The 15,271-nt window shown below is 52.6% G+C and carries 13 protein-coding genes; 7 read left to right on the top strand and 6 right to left on the bottom strand.

Translation table 11 applies throughout. The features are described from left to right. Nucleotides 1-60 precede the first annotated feature (60 nt). The gene (locus AC4OVU_RS05075; RefSeq protein WP_491928635.1) at nucleotides 61-1,617 is read left to right on the top strand and encodes a DUF262 domain-containing protein; all 1,557 of its coding nucleotides are present in this window, start codon (nucleotides 61-63) and stop codon (nucleotides 1,615-1,617) included. A 387-nt stretch (nucleotides 1,618-2,004) separates the two neighbouring features. Here the strand turns inward: AC4OVU_RS05075 and AC4OVU_RS05080 are convergent, their stop codons facing one another. The 6 genes from AC4OVU_RS05080 to AC4OVU_RS05105 form a co-directional block, all read right to left on the bottom strand. Beyond that, nucleotides 2,005-2,751 (bottom strand): SAM-dependent methyltransferase, encoded by a 747-nt coding sequence (locus AC4OVU_RS05080; RefSeq protein WP_110293208.1) that lies wholly within the window; start codon nucleotides 2,749-2,751, stop codon nucleotides 2,005-2,007. Nucleotides 2,752-2,761: 10 nt separating this feature from the next. Further along, nucleotides 2,762-3,019 carry a YjhX family toxin gene (locus AC4OVU_RS05085; RefSeq protein WP_017694448.1) on the bottom strand — a complete coding sequence of 86 codons (258 nt, stop codon included), beginning with the start codon at nucleotides 3,017-3,019 and terminating at the stop codon, nucleotides 2,762-2,764. A 259-nt stretch (nucleotides 3,020-3,278) separates the two neighbouring features. Further along, nucleotides 3,279-5,216 carry a putative bifunctional diguanylate cyclase/phosphodiesterase gene (locus tag AC4OVU_RS05090; protein ID WP_039271610.1) on the bottom strand — a complete coding sequence of 646 codons (1,938 nt, stop codon included), beginning with the start codon at nucleotides 5,214-5,216 and terminating at the stop codon, nucleotides 3,279-3,281. A 17-nt stretch (nucleotides 5,217-5,233) separates the two neighbouring features. Further along, entirely contained in the window at nucleotides 5,234-5,728 is a 495-nt protein-coding gene (locus AC4OVU_RS05095; protein WP_023303170.1) for a putative pterin-binding protein, read from the bottom strand. Nucleotides 5,729-6,111: 383 nt separating this feature from the next. Further along, the gene (locus AC4OVU_RS05100) at nucleotides 6,112-7,896 is read right to left on the bottom strand and encodes a diguanylate cyclase (protein WP_017383138.1); all 1,785 of its coding nucleotides are present in this window, start codon (nucleotides 7,894-7,896) and stop codon (nucleotides 6,112-6,114) included. 114 nt (nucleotides 7,897-8,010) lie between these two features. Next, nucleotides 8,011-9,120: an AI-2E family transporter gene (locus tag AC4OVU_RS05105; RefSeq protein ID WP_017383139.1), complete on the bottom strand. Its 1,110-nt coding sequence runs from the start codon at nucleotides 9,118-9,120 to the stop codon at nucleotides 8,011-8,013. A 157-nt stretch (nucleotides 9,121-9,277) separates the two neighbouring features. On the opposite strand from AC4OVU_RS05105, the gene mmuP reads away from it, so the two are divergent. From mmuP to tauD, 6 genes are all read left to right on the top strand, one after another. After that, complete coding sequence (mmuP, locus tag AC4OVU_RS05110; protein WP_110292636.1) at nucleotides 9,278-10,678, top strand: S-methylmethionine permease; 1,401 nt, start codon at nucleotides 9,278-9,280, stop codon at nucleotides 10,676-10,678. Next, complete coding sequence (gene mmuM / locus AC4OVU_RS05115) at nucleotides 10,665-11,597, top strand: homocysteine S-methyltransferase (protein ID WP_015571328.1); 933 nt, start codon at nucleotides 10,665-10,667, stop codon at nucleotides 11,595-11,597. The genes mmuP and mmuM overlap by 14 nt, the downstream gene beginning before the upstream one ends. A gap of 222 nt (nucleotides 11,598-11,819) precedes the next feature. Then, a complete protein-coding gene (gene tauA, locus AC4OVU_RS05120) occupies nucleotides 11,820-12,782 on the top strand; it encodes a taurine ABC transporter substrate-binding protein (RefSeq protein WP_023295999.1) in 963 nt (320 codons plus the stop codon). A 10-nt stretch (nucleotides 12,783-12,792) separates the two neighbouring features. Next, nucleotides 12,793-13,560 (top strand): taurine ABC transporter ATP-binding subunit, encoded by a 768-nt coding sequence (gene tauB, locus AC4OVU_RS05125; RefSeq protein ID WP_015571326.1) that lies wholly within the window; start codon nucleotides 12,793-12,795, stop codon nucleotides 13,558-13,560. Next, nucleotides 13,557-14,384 carry a taurine ABC transporter permease TauC gene (gene tauC, locus AC4OVU_RS05130; RefSeq protein WP_017383144.1) on the top strand — a complete coding sequence of 276 codons (828 nt, stop codon included), beginning with the start codon at nucleotides 13,557-13,559 and terminating at the stop codon, nucleotides 14,382-14,384. The genes tauB and tauC overlap by 4 nt, the downstream gene beginning before the upstream one ends. Then, a complete protein-coding gene (gene tauD / locus AC4OVU_RS05135; protein WP_017694443.1) occupies nucleotides 14,381-15,232 on the top strand; it encodes a taurine dioxygenase in 852 nt (283 codons plus the stop codon). Before tauC ends, tauD begins: the two co-directional genes overlap by 4 nt. Nucleotides 15,233-15,271: the final 39 nt, after the last annotated feature.

Consider the following 15,271-nt stretch of genomic DNA (forward strand, 5'->3'; position numbering starts at 1 on the left):
ATGTCATGATTTCAGGACGATACTCATCAAATTAGTCACTGTTGGGCTTACGGAGAAGACATGGCGAGCAAAGCTATTTTAGTAAATTTGGATGCGATGATTAAGCGTGCGGATTTTGCTGCTGAAACTGATGACGAAACGACTTTTGATACAATAAATAGTATTTCGGTCAGAGATTTGAATGATTTTACTGCTATTTTAAGAAAACCAGATTTTCAACGTGAGACAAATCACTGGTCACCAAATCAAGTGGTATCAATGCTTGAAAGTTATGTTAATGGCGATCTGATACCAGCAGTAATTTTATGGAAAAGTTCATATATATTCGTAATTGATGGTGGGCACAGATTAAGTGTTTTAAAGGCCTGGATTGAGGATGATTATGGTGATGGTCCGTTGTCATTAAAATATTTTGGTGCTGAAATTTCGAAAGAGCAAAGAAGCATTGCAGACAAAACCCGAAAATTGATTAATGAGCGAGTTGGAAGTTGGCGTCATTTTAAACAACGGCTATTAGATGAAGATATATCTGCAACCGAAAGAAATAAAATAACAAATATTTTGACTAGAGGGCTAACTATCCAGTGGGTCAAAGGCAATGCCGATAAAGCAGAAAGTTCATTCTTCAATATTAATATGCAAGGCACACCTCTTGATGAGGTTGAAGAGCTACTCTTAAAAAATAGGCATAAACCGACATCTATATCGGCACGCGCAGTGATTCGAGCAGGGAAAGGGCATCGTTATTGGTCGGCATTTAGTCAAGATTACTCAGATAAAATAGAAAAGGCTGCAAAAAAACTGCATACCATACTATTTGATCCTGATTTGAATACTCCAGTTAAGACTCTTGATTTGCCCCTAGGGGGGGCCAGAGGCGTTAGGGTTGCGATTCAATTGCTTATCGATTTTATTCTTATTGCTAATAGAGATCAGCAAGGTAATCCTAAATCTTTAGATAAACAGGACGATGATGAGTTTGGTGCTACGACTATTCAGTCTTTGACTAATGCCATCAAATTGGCTGAGGTTATTACGGGAAATGGTGATGGTAGCTTAGGATTACATCCAGCAGTTTATTTTTATGGGCCAACAGGTAGACATACCAGTCCCATGTTTTTAGGTACTTCAGCTTTAATAGCTGAAAAGATAAATAATAACGATAAAGGATTCTTTAAAAAATTCACTGCTGTGAGATCTGATTTAGAGTCAATTTTAGTAAAAGATAAGGAGTTGATTTCTATGATTATTCAGAAAAATAGTCATAGGGCAAGGGATTTGAAATATAAAGAGTTCTTGGATAATTTAATAAAGAGATTAGAATTGAGTGATGAAATATCTGAGGTAGAGTTAATTCAACTAGCTGGCCTTCAAGGCAAAATTGTTGCTGGTGATCTTGCAGCAAAATCAAAGAAATTCAGCGATGACCAAAAAAGTAAGATATTTATTAATGCAGCACTATTTTCCGCTATAAAATACCCTATTTGTAAAGGTTATTTGGATGCTACTAAATCAGTGTCATACGATCATGTCATTCGAGTTAGAGAAGGTGGGGTTGGGCATAGTGATAATGGTCAATTGACACATCCTTATTGCAATCAAGCGATTAAAAACTGATCAGAATCGTTTTGCTTGATATTATTGCTGCAATTGTTATTTTATGCGTTTCAAGGTGTCATATATGAGAATGGTATGACACCTTCCTTTACTGGCCTCAACCTTTATATGAATATGGGACTACTTTAATGGTCTCTAGTCTCACGGTGGGGGCATTTTTTTATATTCCCATATAAAACTTATTTTTTAACAGTTATTTGTATTCTTGAATTATTCTTATTATGGGCCCCATTTCAAATCAAACGGTAACCTTGCATTCCAGTAAATCTCGTTCTCAGACCATGGCAGCAAATATTGCCATTGGCTGCACATTTTCGCGTCATCGTTTTGTACCTCAAAGAAGTTGAACGGCGGCATAACCCTAAAGGCTATACCGCCAGCGCCATGTTATCGCGCCATTAACGCAAACACCCCCCAGCCAAAGTACTCCCGCGTGTACGTCACATGACGTTCAGGCGCTATCGTCAGCTCCGCCCGAACCTCCTGCGCGAAGTCATCGTCTGGGTTTTCCTCCAGCCAGCGCCGCATGGTCATCCATTTTGCGGCTTCGTACCTGTCCCAGCCTTCCTGATCAGCCAGCACCATTTCAACCAGGTCATAGCCCTGTTGATCGAAAGACGCAACCAGACCGGGCAGAGTAAGAAAGTCTGCAATCGACGAGACGCCGCAGGCCTGAGCTATCTCTGCCGTCGCGGGTACCTGACGCCAGTACGGTTCGCCGATGAGCATTATTCCCCCGGGCTTGAGGCTTTTTGCCAGCAGATCCATCGTCCCGGCTACGCCACCCGCAATCCAGGTTGCGCCAACGCAGGCCGCCACGTCACATTTTTCATTCGCGACGTAGCCGGCCGCGTCGTTATGAATGAAATGGACGCGTTCGCTGACGCCGAGTTCCTCTGCGCGCCGCGTGGCCTGCGTGGTGAAGAGCTGGCTCATGTCGATGCCGGTACCGGTAATACCGTGATCACGTGCCCAGGTACAAAGCATCTCTCCCGAGCCGCTGCCGAGATCGAGAATGCGTGTGCCTGGCTTCATGCGTAACACGCGGCCCAGCGTCGCGTACTTCTCTGGTGTAAAGGGGTTATGAATGCGGTGTTCGCTTTCGCTAACAGTAAAAATACGTGGGATATCCATCATCCTCTCCTTAACGATTATCAGGCTGAGCGCGAACATTGTTCAGCCCGGTGGTGTTAATGCGGTAGGGCTGACCGTTAACGGATTTGATCAGCTTTTTGGTTTTGAGCTTTTTGAAAACGGCGAGGGTGCAGTCAGCCAGCAGTAGCCCTTCGCGGCTATAGCATTCAACGGCGGTGACGCGGCCAGAGTTATCGCGGACGTGCACAATACGGCCACCTTTGGCGAGAACGTGTAAGGTACGTTGTTCCTGACGGGATAAATTCATACTGGAAAACCTGTTTAATCATCATGTGCAAAACGTGCAAACACACAGCGGTGTCCGCATACGATTTCGGCGCATTGATAATCAGTCCGGCCTGGAAAGGTCGGGAAGCTGATTATCGGATGATTACATTCTCCAGCATCAAAGCCTCGGATTGAGTTGATAGGTATTTACGGGGTGAATGATAACACCTGTTTATTGTCAGTGAATACCCAGGGGCGAAAAATGTGATCCCGGTTGGTATCGGGCTGAGGAGAGGGGATCATTCCTGGCCGCTCTTAATTTTGCTGTCGACCTGAGGCTGTGGTTTGCTGAAAAGATATCCCTGCACAAGCTCGCAACCCAGAGCCTGAAGCCGCTCAAGCTGCTCTTCGGTCTCAACGCCCTCAGCTATGACGCCCATATTAAGGCTTTTAGCCATACCGGTAATCAGCTTCACAATATTAAGCGCATCTTCCTGCGTAGATATCGGATTGACAAAAGATTTATCGATCTTGATTTTATCAAAATTCAGTTCGCTGAGTCTGGAGAGCGACGAATAACCCGTGCCAAAATCATCAATAGAAATTCTTACGCCCAGTGCGCGGAGTTTTTTGAGGATCGTAATGGGGTTATTTCTGTCACTGAAGAGGGATGACTCTGTGACCTCTAACTCAAGACGATTTGCCGGTAGCCCGGTCTCAGCCAGAACGGACTGCACCGTATTAATAAATGATTTGCTGCCCAATTGAACAGGCGAGACGTTGACGGAGATCCTGGCCGGAACAGCCCAGGAGACCGCTTCCCTACAGGCCAGCTTAAGTACAGTTTTACCTATCTCGTTGATCATGCCTGTTTTTTCAGCGGCGAAAATAAAGCTATCCGGGGAGAGCATCCCCTTGACGGGGTGCATCCAGCGAATAAGCGCTTCATAGCCGTAAATTTCCTTGCTGACGGAATTCACAATAGGCTGGTAATAAACAATAAACTCATCATTCTCTATTGCTCTTGCCATATCATTTTCAAGGGTTCTGCTCTCCTGCAACTTCTGTAGCATTCGCTGGCGGAAGACTTTGATTTGCTGAGAACCTTCTTTCTTGGCTTCATAGAGCGCCAGATCGGCAAATTTATAAAGGTAATCTGAACGTCGTTCGTTATCCGATAAAACAATACCCACACAGGTGGCTATTTTGATGAGTTGATTATTAATTGTATAGGGCTTGCTGATGCTATCACTGATTTCTCGCGCGCGTGAAACGGCTGCGGCTTCGGTTAAGCCACTGGAGAGAAACGCAAATTCGTCGCCGCCCAAACGATAAAATGTCTCTGAAAAGCGGCTCAAAGCGTTAAGGCGCGTGGATACCTCACGTAACAGTAAATCGCCAGCATCATGACCGTAGGTATCATTCACCTCTTTGAACCGGTCTAAATCGAATAACATCACCGTGACCGAAATATGTTTTTCCTCAGCCTGTAGATTAAGTTTATTGAGATCATCCCAGAAGAAAAGACGGTTTTTCATACCGGTAAGGGAGTCATGATAAACATCGTATTCCAGTTTTGTATTCTGGATTTGCAGGGTTTCTTTGGACAGCTGAAGTTCTTCAGCCAACGTTTTAACCTGTGTATGTGCTTTGAGGATGTTTTTATTTTGATAGATAATCAAAAAGCCCAGTATGAAGCTTAAAATAACCAGTAACAGCGAAAGTGCTGAATAAATATAATACAGAACCTGTATTTTTAGGTTAGTTTCATTGATTGTATTAACATCTTTTGTTAAAGCCGTTGATGAAAGCTGGCTTAGCGGTGCATCCAGTGAATGCATATTTTTCAGATAGAGCTTTAACTCTGAACGGCTCATTTTCTCAAGATGACCATCCAGATAGTTCAGTATATTTTCCAGGCGTAAGGCGAGCACCTGATGCGCTTTCGCGCTGTTTATATAACGACCCAGGCCGCCCTCTTTCAATAAATCATTCTGGCTCAGCATGATTTCCAGGCGCATGCGAACCTGGTCTACCGTAACGTCATCAGTCTCGGTTGCGTACAGTCCAATCCATGATTCAAATCGGTAATATTCAGATACCAGTTGGGCTACAGACCAGGACTCAGTGTAGTGAGTCAATTTTTGCAACTCCTGCTGACGGTCGTAGACAAGAAAGGCTATATATCCCGTAGTGATAAAAAGAGAAAAAATGATACCAACCAGTATCCTGTTCATTATGTTCTCCTGAACTACTATTCAATCTTCATTTTGCTAACCTGCCAGGCCGATCGCGAGTAATAAATCTGATTATTGAGTTCAGGAAGACTGTCATAAGGGTAGACGATGAATGACGGACCTTTATCGCGGATGCGCATATATTCGCCATTGACCTTTAACGCCAGGATGGCGTTGTATTTCTGGAAGTCGCTGAGAGGGATGACGGTCGTGTAATCATTGAGTGCAACCACATTCAGGACCGAACCCTTTGCACCCACATACTCCATGAGTTTGCGCATCGGGATACCCTCAAACTTCGTGCGGCCATTATACCAGGGAGAGGTCGTCTGGAAACTCACCATCCCCAGTTTTTCCAGGCTGGCAATATCAAAAACGGCTTTTCCATTTTCGTTCGTATTTTCTATATTACCGGTAATGGTTAAGATGGGTTTGCCCACAGGCTTTGGCAGTTCGCCAGCCCAGCTTAAACTTTGTACCAAAAAGCAGCACAGCATTAGGATTATTCGCATATTGGCCTCCTCTTTTTATCAGAAGTATAAGAATTATAAGTTAATTATCCTATAAGTTTGTCTATTTTGTTGAACGCCACGGCTTTTTGCAAACGATACTTCATTAAATGTATTAAAATCAAATGGATAATCGTTGTTTGCCCCGTGATTGCAGACCTCTGGCTGGAGCTTACGTTTTTTAAAACATAAAAACTCAGTGTAATTAGCCACCCGGGTTTAAAAAATGATCGCTTTGATTTATTGATATATTTACGCACCCCCATTTTTTATCAATGGTGGCATCGTTAAGATTGATTTATTTGTACAAAGAATGATAACGCACCCTCAATGTGAGGGAATAAGAGAGTGCGCATACCTCTGACGTCGTTGGCAGGGATTTTCGGTTAACCCGTCTCCAGCATACTGAAACTGACGATCCGCGAGCGCCCCAGCTCTTTCGCCCGGTAAAGCGCCACATCTGCTGCGCGCAGCAGGTCGTCGCTTTGGGCGTGCTGCGGGTAACTGGCGATCCCGATCGACACATCCACCGGGCCAATCTCAGCAAGCCCATAGCGCAGCGACAGCGTATGGACGCCGTTATAAATCTCCGTTGCGCAGGCGTGAGCCGCTTCCTCATCCGCACCCGTTAGCAGCACCAGAAACTCTTCGCCACCAAAGCGGAAGGCCAGGCCGGCATCGTGCACGGCACGCTGAACAATTGTCGCCACGCTCTTAATCACATGATCGCCAGCCTCATGGCCGAAGCGATCGTTAATGCTTTTAAAGTGATCGATGTCGATCATCATGCAGCTCACCGGCTCATCATTGCGCATTGCCTGAGCTATCTGAGTGCGCAGGGTATCTTCCAGGTGGTGACGGTTACGCAAGCCGGTGAGCGGGTCGAATAGCGCTTTTTCCAGCAGGGCATCGCGCAGACGCTGGTTGGCCAGCGCCAGACCCAGGGCTTCCGCCATTAATTCGAGATATGCGCGGGACGGTGCCGTTTCAGGCGTGATATTCTGAAACGACAGCAAACCAATGGCTTCCCCCTGCGCAATGAGCGGCACGCACAGTGAGCTGTCTTTTTGTGATTCAGGCAGATGCTGGCAACCGATATCCGGCTCGCCGTTGACCGGTGGGTGGCTCTGACCACGGCGTATGGCCCAGCATTGATCGGGGTGGAAAGCATTTTTTTCTCCCTGTGGAGATAACCATTCCGCCGCACAGCGCATCTCCCACGGGTTTCGATCCATGATATACAGACGTCCGGCGATACCCGGCGCAATGTTGGGAGCAAACAGCTCTGCCACCTCAATCACGTCGCTGACGTTCTCGCACCCCTGCAAGCGCTGGGTCATTCGTGCGAGCAGCTCGCGGATGGCCCAGTCTGCGTCGCGTTCTTTTTCAAGCCGCTGCCTTGCCAGCCCGTTCTCGCGGAAAATGCGAATGGCCTGCGCCATATCGCCTATCTCATCGACCTGGTTGAAATTGGGCGTTTCGACGGCGTAATCCTGTGAGGCCAGGCGGTGAACCACATCGCTGAGGCGCACCACCGGGCGCAGCACGCGGTGCTTGAGAATAAAGCCCATCACGAATAAGAAGAGCAGGGCGGTCAGGCCGACCATCACCTCTGAGGCGGTACGCAGCGTTTTCGACGTGTTGGTCGCCGCCTGGACATCGGCAATAATGCGCTTATCCAGCAGCATACGAAAATGGTCAATCTTGCTCTGGGCGCGTTCCGTTTCAAGTTCGTAGATTTTGCCGAAGAGTAACGCAATGGCCTGTTGTTCCTCACCCCGGGCGACGCTGGCAATTGCTGCCTGCTGTTCATCCTGTAGGCCATCAACAATCTTCAGCCCTTCATACAGCAGCGCCAGCTCTTCGCCCGTTGCGCCCGTATCTTTTAACTGTCCCACTTTGTGTTCAATATTCTTCAGTTCACCTTCTTTCGCCTGGTACGCTTTCAGCACATCGGGCTCTTTTTTGATGGCGTAAAGGCGCGCTAAATCGGAGAGCATCCAGGTTTCTGCTTCAATCTCTTCCGTAAGCTGGTCAAAAATTTGTCGTTGCTTAACAGCCTGACGCTCTACGTTGTCGGCATGGGAAGCCATCAGCATGACGATACCGGAGGCAATGGTCAGGCACACCGTGACACCATAGGCCCAGTTTGTGATCGTGGCGATTCGCACCTGTTGGATCCTTCTACGACAAATGTGGAAGAGCGTTCATTTCAGATTATAGAAAACCCCTGATTTATCGCGAAAAAAAAGGCGGCACAGGGCCGCCTGACAAAACGCGTTTCGTTAGAGATCCGGAGGGTTTTTTCCCTCTTCGATAAAGTCTGCGTCCAGCTCCTCGGCGTTGCCTGCGTGGTCGCGGCCGGAGAAGAGGTTCCAGCAGGCGATAAACAGGGCGGCAATCAGCGGCCCAATCACAAAACCATTAATGCCGTACAGCTCCATACCGCCGAGCGTGGTGATCAGTATCAGGTAGTCCGGCATTTTGGTGTCTTTGCCCACCAGCAGCGGACGTAAAAGGTTGTCCACCAGCCCGACGATAATGACAAAAAAGCCCACAATGAATAGACCCTGCCACAGCTGGTGAGTGGCAAACAGGAAGATCGCGGCGGGAACCCAGACGATAGCCGAGCCGACGGCGGGCACCAGGGAGAGGAACGCCATCAGCGCTCCCCACAGTACGCTACCGTCAATACCGACGATGGCAAAGGCGATACCGCCAAGCGTACCCTGAACCACTGCCACGACCGCCGTACCTTTTACCGTGGCTCGCGAGACGCCGACAAACTTAGCGAACAGGTGCTGTTTGGCAAAGTCAGACAGCGGCAGCGAGTCGAGGATCTGGCGCACCAGATAGGGCCCGTCTTTGAGCAGGAAAAACAGCAGGTACAGCATAATGCCGAAGCTAATAGCAAAGCCGAACGTCCCTTTACCAATCAGGAACGCGCTTCCCGCCAGATACTGTCCACCCTGTAACGCGACATCGGAAAGCTTTTTCTGAATCTGCGCGGCGTTGGTCAGGTTGTGATCCGCCAGGAAGCCGCTGGCCCAGTCCGGCAGTCGGTTGAAAATACCGGCGATGACTTCCGGGAACTGCGTGTTGTTCTGTTGCAGCTTGGTGTAAACCATGTTCAGTTCCACCGCGAGCGAGGAAAGGATCACCATCAACGGAATAAACACGATCAGGCAGATAATGCCGAGTGTAAGGAGGGAAGCCAGCCCGTTGCGATCGCCCAGCGCGGTACGCAATTTGTTTTTCACCGGGTTGAAAATGATGGTCAGGATCGCGGCCCACAGAATCGCCGAGAAATAGGGTGACAGCACGTCAAAGAAAGCCCAGGTAACAAGGGCCAGGATGAGAATAAAGAAACCTTTGGTCAGTCCGTTAAATCGCATAGTGAGTCCTGGTGAAGAAGAAACTGTGTCGACTATAGAACTGATTTAAAGATTTACCAATAATTGCGCCGAAGTCGTGCCGGGTGGCCTTTTGTTAACAATCGCGGTATAACACCCTTCTTTGGATGTTTAGATGTCCATACGTTTAGAAGGTAATATGCAAACAGAACAACAAAACGGGCAGCTTAAGCGCACCATGAAAACCCGTCACCTGATTATGCTCTCGCTGGGGGGCGTTATCGGCACAGGGTTATTCTTCAATACCGGATACATCATTTCGACAACCGGCGCGGCGGGCACGCTGCTGGCGTATCTTATTGGTGCGCTGGTGGTCTGGCTGGTTATGCAATGCCTGGGGGAACTTTCCGTGGCGATGCCGGAAACCGGCGCGTTCCACGTCTACGCCGCTCGTTATCTCGGCCCGGCGACAGGGTATACCGTGGCTTGGCTCTACTGGCTTACGTGGACAGTGGCGCTGGGATCGAGCTTTACCGCAGCCGGGTTCTGTATGCAGTACTGGTTCCCGCAGGTTCCCGTCTGGACGTGGTGCGTCGTCTTTTGCGTGGTGATTTTTGCTCTTAACGTCATTTCCACGCGCTTCTTCGCCGAAGGGGAATTCTGGTTCTCGCTGGTGAAAGTCATCACCATCATCGCCTTCATTATTCTCGGCGGGGCGGCGATCTTCGGTTTTATCCCGATGCAGGACGGTTCACCGGCGCCGGGCTTAAGCAACATTACTGCCGAAGGCTGGTTCCCGCACGGCGGTCTGCCGATCCTGATGACCATGGTGGCGGTCAACTTTGCCTTCTCCGGAACGGAGCTTATCGGCATCGCGGCAGGAGAAACGGAAAACCCACACAAGGTTATTCCGGTTGCTATTCGCACCACCATCGCCCGGCTCATCATCTTCTTTATTGGCACCGTGTTTGTGCTGGCGGCGCTGATCCCGATGCAGCAGGCTGGCGTGGAGAAAAGCCCGTTCGTGGTGGTGTTTGAAAAGGTCGGCATTCCGTATGCGGCGGATATCTTTAACTTCGTGATCCTGACGGCGATCCTCTCGGCGGCGAACTCGGGCCTGTATGCCTCTGGCCGTATGCTGTGGTCTCTGTCTAACGAGAAAACGCTGCCGCGCTGCTTTGCCCGCGTCAACAAAAACGGCGTGCCGCTGACGGCGCTCTCCGTTTCCATGCTGGGTGGCGTGCTGGCGCTGTTCTCCAGCGTGGTTGCGCCGGATACGGTGTTTGTGGCCCTGTCAGCTATTTCCGGTTTTGCGGTGGTGGCGGTGTGGATCAGCATCTGCGCGTCACACTTCGTGTTTCGTCGCCGTCACGTGCAGTCCGGGCAGCCGCTTTCGGCGTTGCAGTATCGCGCGCCATGGTATCCGCTGGTGCCCGTGCTTGGCTTTATCCTCTGCCTGGTGGCCTGTATCGGCCTGTGGTTTGACCCCAGCCAGCGTATTGCCCTTTATTGCGGGCTTCCGTTTGTCGCCCTGTGTTATGGTGCGTACTACCTGACCCGAAACCTGACATCGCAGGAGCCTGAACATGTCGCAGAATAATCCGCTTACCGCCCTCCTTGAAAACCAGCCGTTTGTCGTGCTGGATGGGGCGATGGCAACGGAGCTGGAAGCGCGCGGTTGTAACCTTGCCGACAGCCTCTGGTCGGCCAAAGTGCTGATGGAAAACCCGGAGCTGATCCGGGACGTGCACCTCGACTACTACCGCGCGGGGGCACAGGTGGCGATCACCGCCAGCTATCAGGCCACGCCTGCGGGCTTTGCCGCACGCGGGCTGGACGAGGCGCAATCCCGGGCGTTGATTGGCAAAAGCGTAGAGCTGGCACGCAAAGCGCGGGAAGCGTACCTGGCAGAGAATGCGCAGGCGGGCACGCTGCTGGTGGCGGGGTCGGTAGGGCCGTACGGCGCGTACCTTGCCGATGGATCTGAATATCGCGGCGATTATGTGCGTCGCGCTGAAGAGTTCACCGCGTTCCACCGTCCCCGCGTGGAGGCGCTGCTGGATGCGGGCGCGGATCTGCTGGCCTGTGAAACGCTGCCTTCTTTCCCGGAGATTAAGGTGCTGGCGGCGATGCTGACGGCGTATCCTCGCGCCCGGGCATGGTTCTCATTTACCCTGCGTGACAGCGAGCATCTGAGTGACGGGACGCCGCTGCGGGATGTCGTTTCTGCGCTCGAAAGCTATCCACAGGTTGTCGCGCTGGGGATCAACTGTATCGCGCTGGAAAACACCACCGCGGCGCTGACGCATCTGCACAGCCTGACGTCGCTGCCGCTGGTGGTCTATCCGAATTCCGGCGAGCATTATGATGCGGTGAGCAAAACCTGGCATCACCATGGTGACGCCTGCGAGACGCTGGCGGGGTATTTACCGCAGTGGCTGGATGCCGGTGCGAAGCTGATTGGCGGCTGCTGTCGCACCACGCCGCAGGATATTGCTGCGCTGACGGTTCAGCGCTGAGGTCTTTGCCGGGTGGCGGCTGCGCCTTACCCGGCCTACAAATTGCACGAACCGTAGGCCGGGTAAGCGCAGCGCCACCCGGAGAAACAACCGCACAAAATTCACTATCCTTTCCCGCTTTTTTTCTAAAAACGAATCGTCATTAGCGATTCTTTTTTATTCCTTTATCAAAATTCTCGCGCCGGAAATACTGCCCTCATAACAACAAGGGGAGCAGGCACTATGGCAATTTCATCGCGAATCACACTTCTCGGCGCACTGGCGCTGTGGGCATTTCAGGCGCAGGCGGTGGACGTCACCGTCGCGTATCAGACTTCCGCTGAGCCGGCGAAAGTCGCGCAGGCGGACAACACCTTCGCCAAAGCGAGCGGGGCGAACGTCGACTGGCGCAAGTTCGACAGCGGCGCGGCGATTGTGCGGGCGTTAGCCTCGGGCGATGTGCAGATTGGCAACCTGGGCTCCAGCCCGCTGGCGGTGGCCGCCAGCCAGCAGGTGCCGATTGAAGTTTTCCTGCTGGCGTCGCAGCTCGGAAATTCCGAAGCGCTGGTAGTGAAGAAAACTATAACGAAACCCGAAGATTTGATCGGCAAACGCATCGCGGTGCCGTTTATCTCCACCACGCATTACAGCCTGCTGGCAGCGCTGAAACACTGGGGCATTAAGCCGGGCCAGGTGCAGATCATTAACCTGCAACCTCCGGCGATTATTGCCGCCTGGCAGCGTGGCGACATCGACGGAGCATACGTCTGGGCCCCCGCCGTCAACGAGCTGGAAAAAGAGGGCACCGTGCTGACCGACTCCGAAAAAGTGGGGCAGTGGGGCGCGCCAACCCTTGACGTCTGGGTCGTACGTAAGGACTTTGCCGAGAAACACCCTGAAGTGGTGAAAGCCTTCGCCAAAAGCGCCATCGACGCACAGCAGCCATACATCAGCAACCCGGATGAATGGCTGAAACAGCCCGCCAACCTGGAGAAACTCTCACGTCTGAGCGGCGTGCCGGAAGCTGACGTGCCGGGGCTGGTAAAAGGCAACACCTATCTGACGCCTGCGCAGCAGGTCCAGCAGTTGAACGGGCCGGTGAGCAAAGCGATTGTTGACACTGCGACGTTCCTGAAAGAGCAGGGCAAAGTGCCTGCGGTGGCGGCGGATTACAGCCAGTTCGTGACCGATCGCTTTGTGAAATAAGGGGGCTGCAATGCTGAACATTACAAACCTGTCTGCCGATTACGGCGGCAAACCCGCCCTGGAAGAGATCAACCTGACGCTGGACAGCGGTGAACTGCTGGTGGTGCTAGGGCCGTCCGGCTGCGGGAAAACGACGCTGCTGAACCTGATCGCCGGGTTTGTACCGTATCAGCACGGCACGATCCAGCTGGAAGGAAAACGGGTAACGGGGCCGGGCGCAGAGCGCGGCGTGGTCTTCCAGAATGAAGGATTACTCCCGTGGCGAAACGTTCAGGAAAACGTTGCGTTTGGTCTGCAACTGGCAGGTGTAGCGCGTGAACAGCGCCTGAATACGGCGCGCGATATGCTGAAAAAGGTCGGGCTGGAGGGGGCTGAAAAACGCTTTATCTGGCAGCTTTCAGGCGGGCAGCGTCAGCGCGTCGGGATCGCCCGTGCGCTGGCGGCTAACCCACAGCTGCTGTTGCTGGACGAACCTTTCGGGGCGCTGGATGCCTTCACCCGCGAGCAGATGCAAACCCTGCTGCTGCGCCTGTGGCACGAAACCGGCAAGCAGGTGCTGTTAATCACCCACGATATCGAAGAGGCCGTGTTTATGGCGACGGAGCTGGTGCTGCTCTCACCGGGGCCGGGACGCGTGCTGGAGCGCCTGCCGCTTGAGTTTGCCCGCCGCTATGTGGCGGGAGAGCCGGTACGCAGCATCAAATCCGATCCGCTGTTTATTGAACAGCGTGAATACGTCTTAAGCCGCGTGTTTGAGCAACGGGAGGCGTTCTCATGAGCATTGTTTTCAGTGAAAAAACGCGGCGGACGCGCCTTGCCTTACGCTGGCCGTTCTCTCGCCAGCTCACCTTAAGCCTCAGCACGCTGGTGGTGCTGCTGGCGGTATGGTGGGCGGTTGCCGCGCAGCAGTGGGTCAGCCCGCTGTTTCTGCCCCCGCCAGGCCAGGTTCTGGAAAAACTGATTACCATCGCCGGGCCGCAGGGCTTTATGGATGCCACGCTCTGGCAGCATTTAGGCGCCAGTCTGATGCGTATTCTGGTGGCGCTGCTGGCGGCGGTCATTATTGGCGTTCCGGTGGGGATCGCGATGGGACTGAGCCCGACGGTACGCGGCATTCTCGACCCGCTGATAGAGCTTTACCGTCCCGTCCCGCCGCTGGCTTACCTGCCCCTGATGGTGATCTGGTTTGGCATCGGCGAGACGTCAAAGATCTTACTGATATACCTGGCGATATTTGCGCCGGTAGCCATGTCGGCCCTGGCTGGCGTAAAAAGTGCGCAGCAGGTACGCATACGTGCGGCGCAGTCGCTCGGCGCCAGCCGCGCGCAGATACTGCTGTTCGTCATTTTACCAGGCGCGCTGCCGGAGATACTGACCGGGCTGCGCATCGGCCTTGGGGTGGGCTGGTCTACGCTGGTGGCGGCAGAGCTGATAGCCGCCACGCGCGGCCTTGGGTTTATGGTGCAGTCGGCGGGAGAGTTCCTGGCGACTGACGTGGTACTGGCAGGGATCGCGGTGATCGCCGCGATTGCCTTTGGATTAGAACTGGGACTGCGCGCGCTACAGCGTCGCCTGACGCCCTGGCATGGAGAAATACAATGAGTGAACGACTGACCATTACCCCGCTGGGGCCATATATTGGCGCGCAGGTGTCGGGCCTGGACGTAACACGTCCGCTGAGCGATAACCAGTTTGAGCAGCTGTACCACGCGGTGCTGCGTCATCAGGTGGTATTCCTGCGGGAACAGGCCATTACCCCGCAGCAGCAGCGCGCGCTGGCCCTGCGTTTTGGCGACCTGCATATCCACCCGGTCTACCCGCATGCGGAAGGGGTGGAGGAAATTATCGTGCTGGACACCCATAACGATAACCCGCCCGATAATGACAACTGGCACACGGACGTTACCTTTATCGACACACCGCCAGCCGGGGCGATTCTGGCAGCAAAACAGCTGCCGGAAACGGGTGGGGATACGCTATGGGCCAGCGGGATTGCCGCGTTTGAGGCGCTCTCCGCGCCGCTCCAGACTCTGCTGAGCGGCCTGCGGGCGGAGCATGACTTCAAAAAATCGTTCCCGGAGTACAAGTACCGCAAAAGCGAAGAGGAGCACCAGCGCTGGCTGGATGCGGTCGCAAAACATCCCCCGCTGCTGCACCCGGTGGTGCGTACCCATCCGGTGACGGGCAAACAGGCGCTGTTTGTGAATGAAGGGTTTACCACGCGTATCGTGGACGTAGCGGAAAAAGAGAGTGAGGCGCTGCTCGGCTTCCTGTTCGCGCACATCACCAAACCGGAGTTCCAGGTGCGCTGGCGCTGGCAGGAGAACGATCTGGCGATCTGGGATAACCGCGTCACGCAGCATTACGCCAATGCGGATTACCTGCCGCAGCGAAGGATTATGCAGCGGGCGACTATCCTGGGGGATAAGCCGTTTTACCGTGCGCCTTGATTGCCGGGTGGCGGCGTTGCCTTACCCGGCCTACGTTTA

The sequence above is a fragment of the Enterobacter sp. 6722112 genome (genome assembly GCF_058661685.1).

Coding starts and splice junctions, on each gene's coding strand:
- AC4OVU_RS05075 (WP_491928635.1), top strand. CDS start 61: ATGGCGAGCAAAGCTATTTTAGTAAATTTGGATGCGATGATTAAGCGT.
- AC4OVU_RS05080 (WP_110293208.1), bottom strand. CDS start 2,751: ATGGATATCCCACGTATTTTTACTGTTAGCGAAAGCGAACACCGCATT.
- AC4OVU_RS05085 (WP_017694448.1), bottom strand. CDS start 3,019: ATGAATTTATCCCGTCAGGAACAACGTACCTTACACGTTCTCGCCAAA.
- AC4OVU_RS05090 (WP_039271610.1), bottom strand. CDS start 5,216: ATGAACAGGATACTGGTTGGTATCATTTTTTCTCTTTTTATCACTACG.
- AC4OVU_RS05095 (WP_023303170.1), bottom strand. CDS start 5,728: ATGCGAATAATCCTAATGCTGTGCTGCTTTTTGGTACAAAGTTTAAGC.
- AC4OVU_RS05105 (WP_017383139.1), bottom strand. CDS start 9,120: ATGCGATTTAACGGACTGACCAAAGGTTTCTTTATTCTCATCCTGGCC.
- mmuP (WP_110292636.1), top strand. CDS start 9,278: ATGCAAACAGAACAACAAAACGGGCAGCTTAAGCGCACCATGAAAACC.
- mmuM (WP_015571328.1), top strand. CDS start 10,665: ATGTCGCAGAATAATCCGCTTACCGCCCTCCTTGAAAACCAGCCGTTT.
- tauA (WP_023295999.1), top strand. CDS start 11,820: ATGGCAATTTCATCGCGAATCACACTTCTCGGCGCACTGGCGCTGTGG.
- tauB (WP_015571326.1), top strand. CDS start 12,793: ATGCTGAACATTACAAACCTGTCTGCCGATTACGGCGGCAAACCCGCC.
- tauC (WP_017383144.1), top strand. CDS start 13,557: ATGAGCATTGTTTTCAGTGAAAAAACGCGGCGGACGCGCCTTGCCTTA.
- tauD (WP_017694443.1), top strand. CDS start 14,381: ATGAGTGAACGACTGACCATTACCCCGCTGGGGCCATATATTGGCGCG.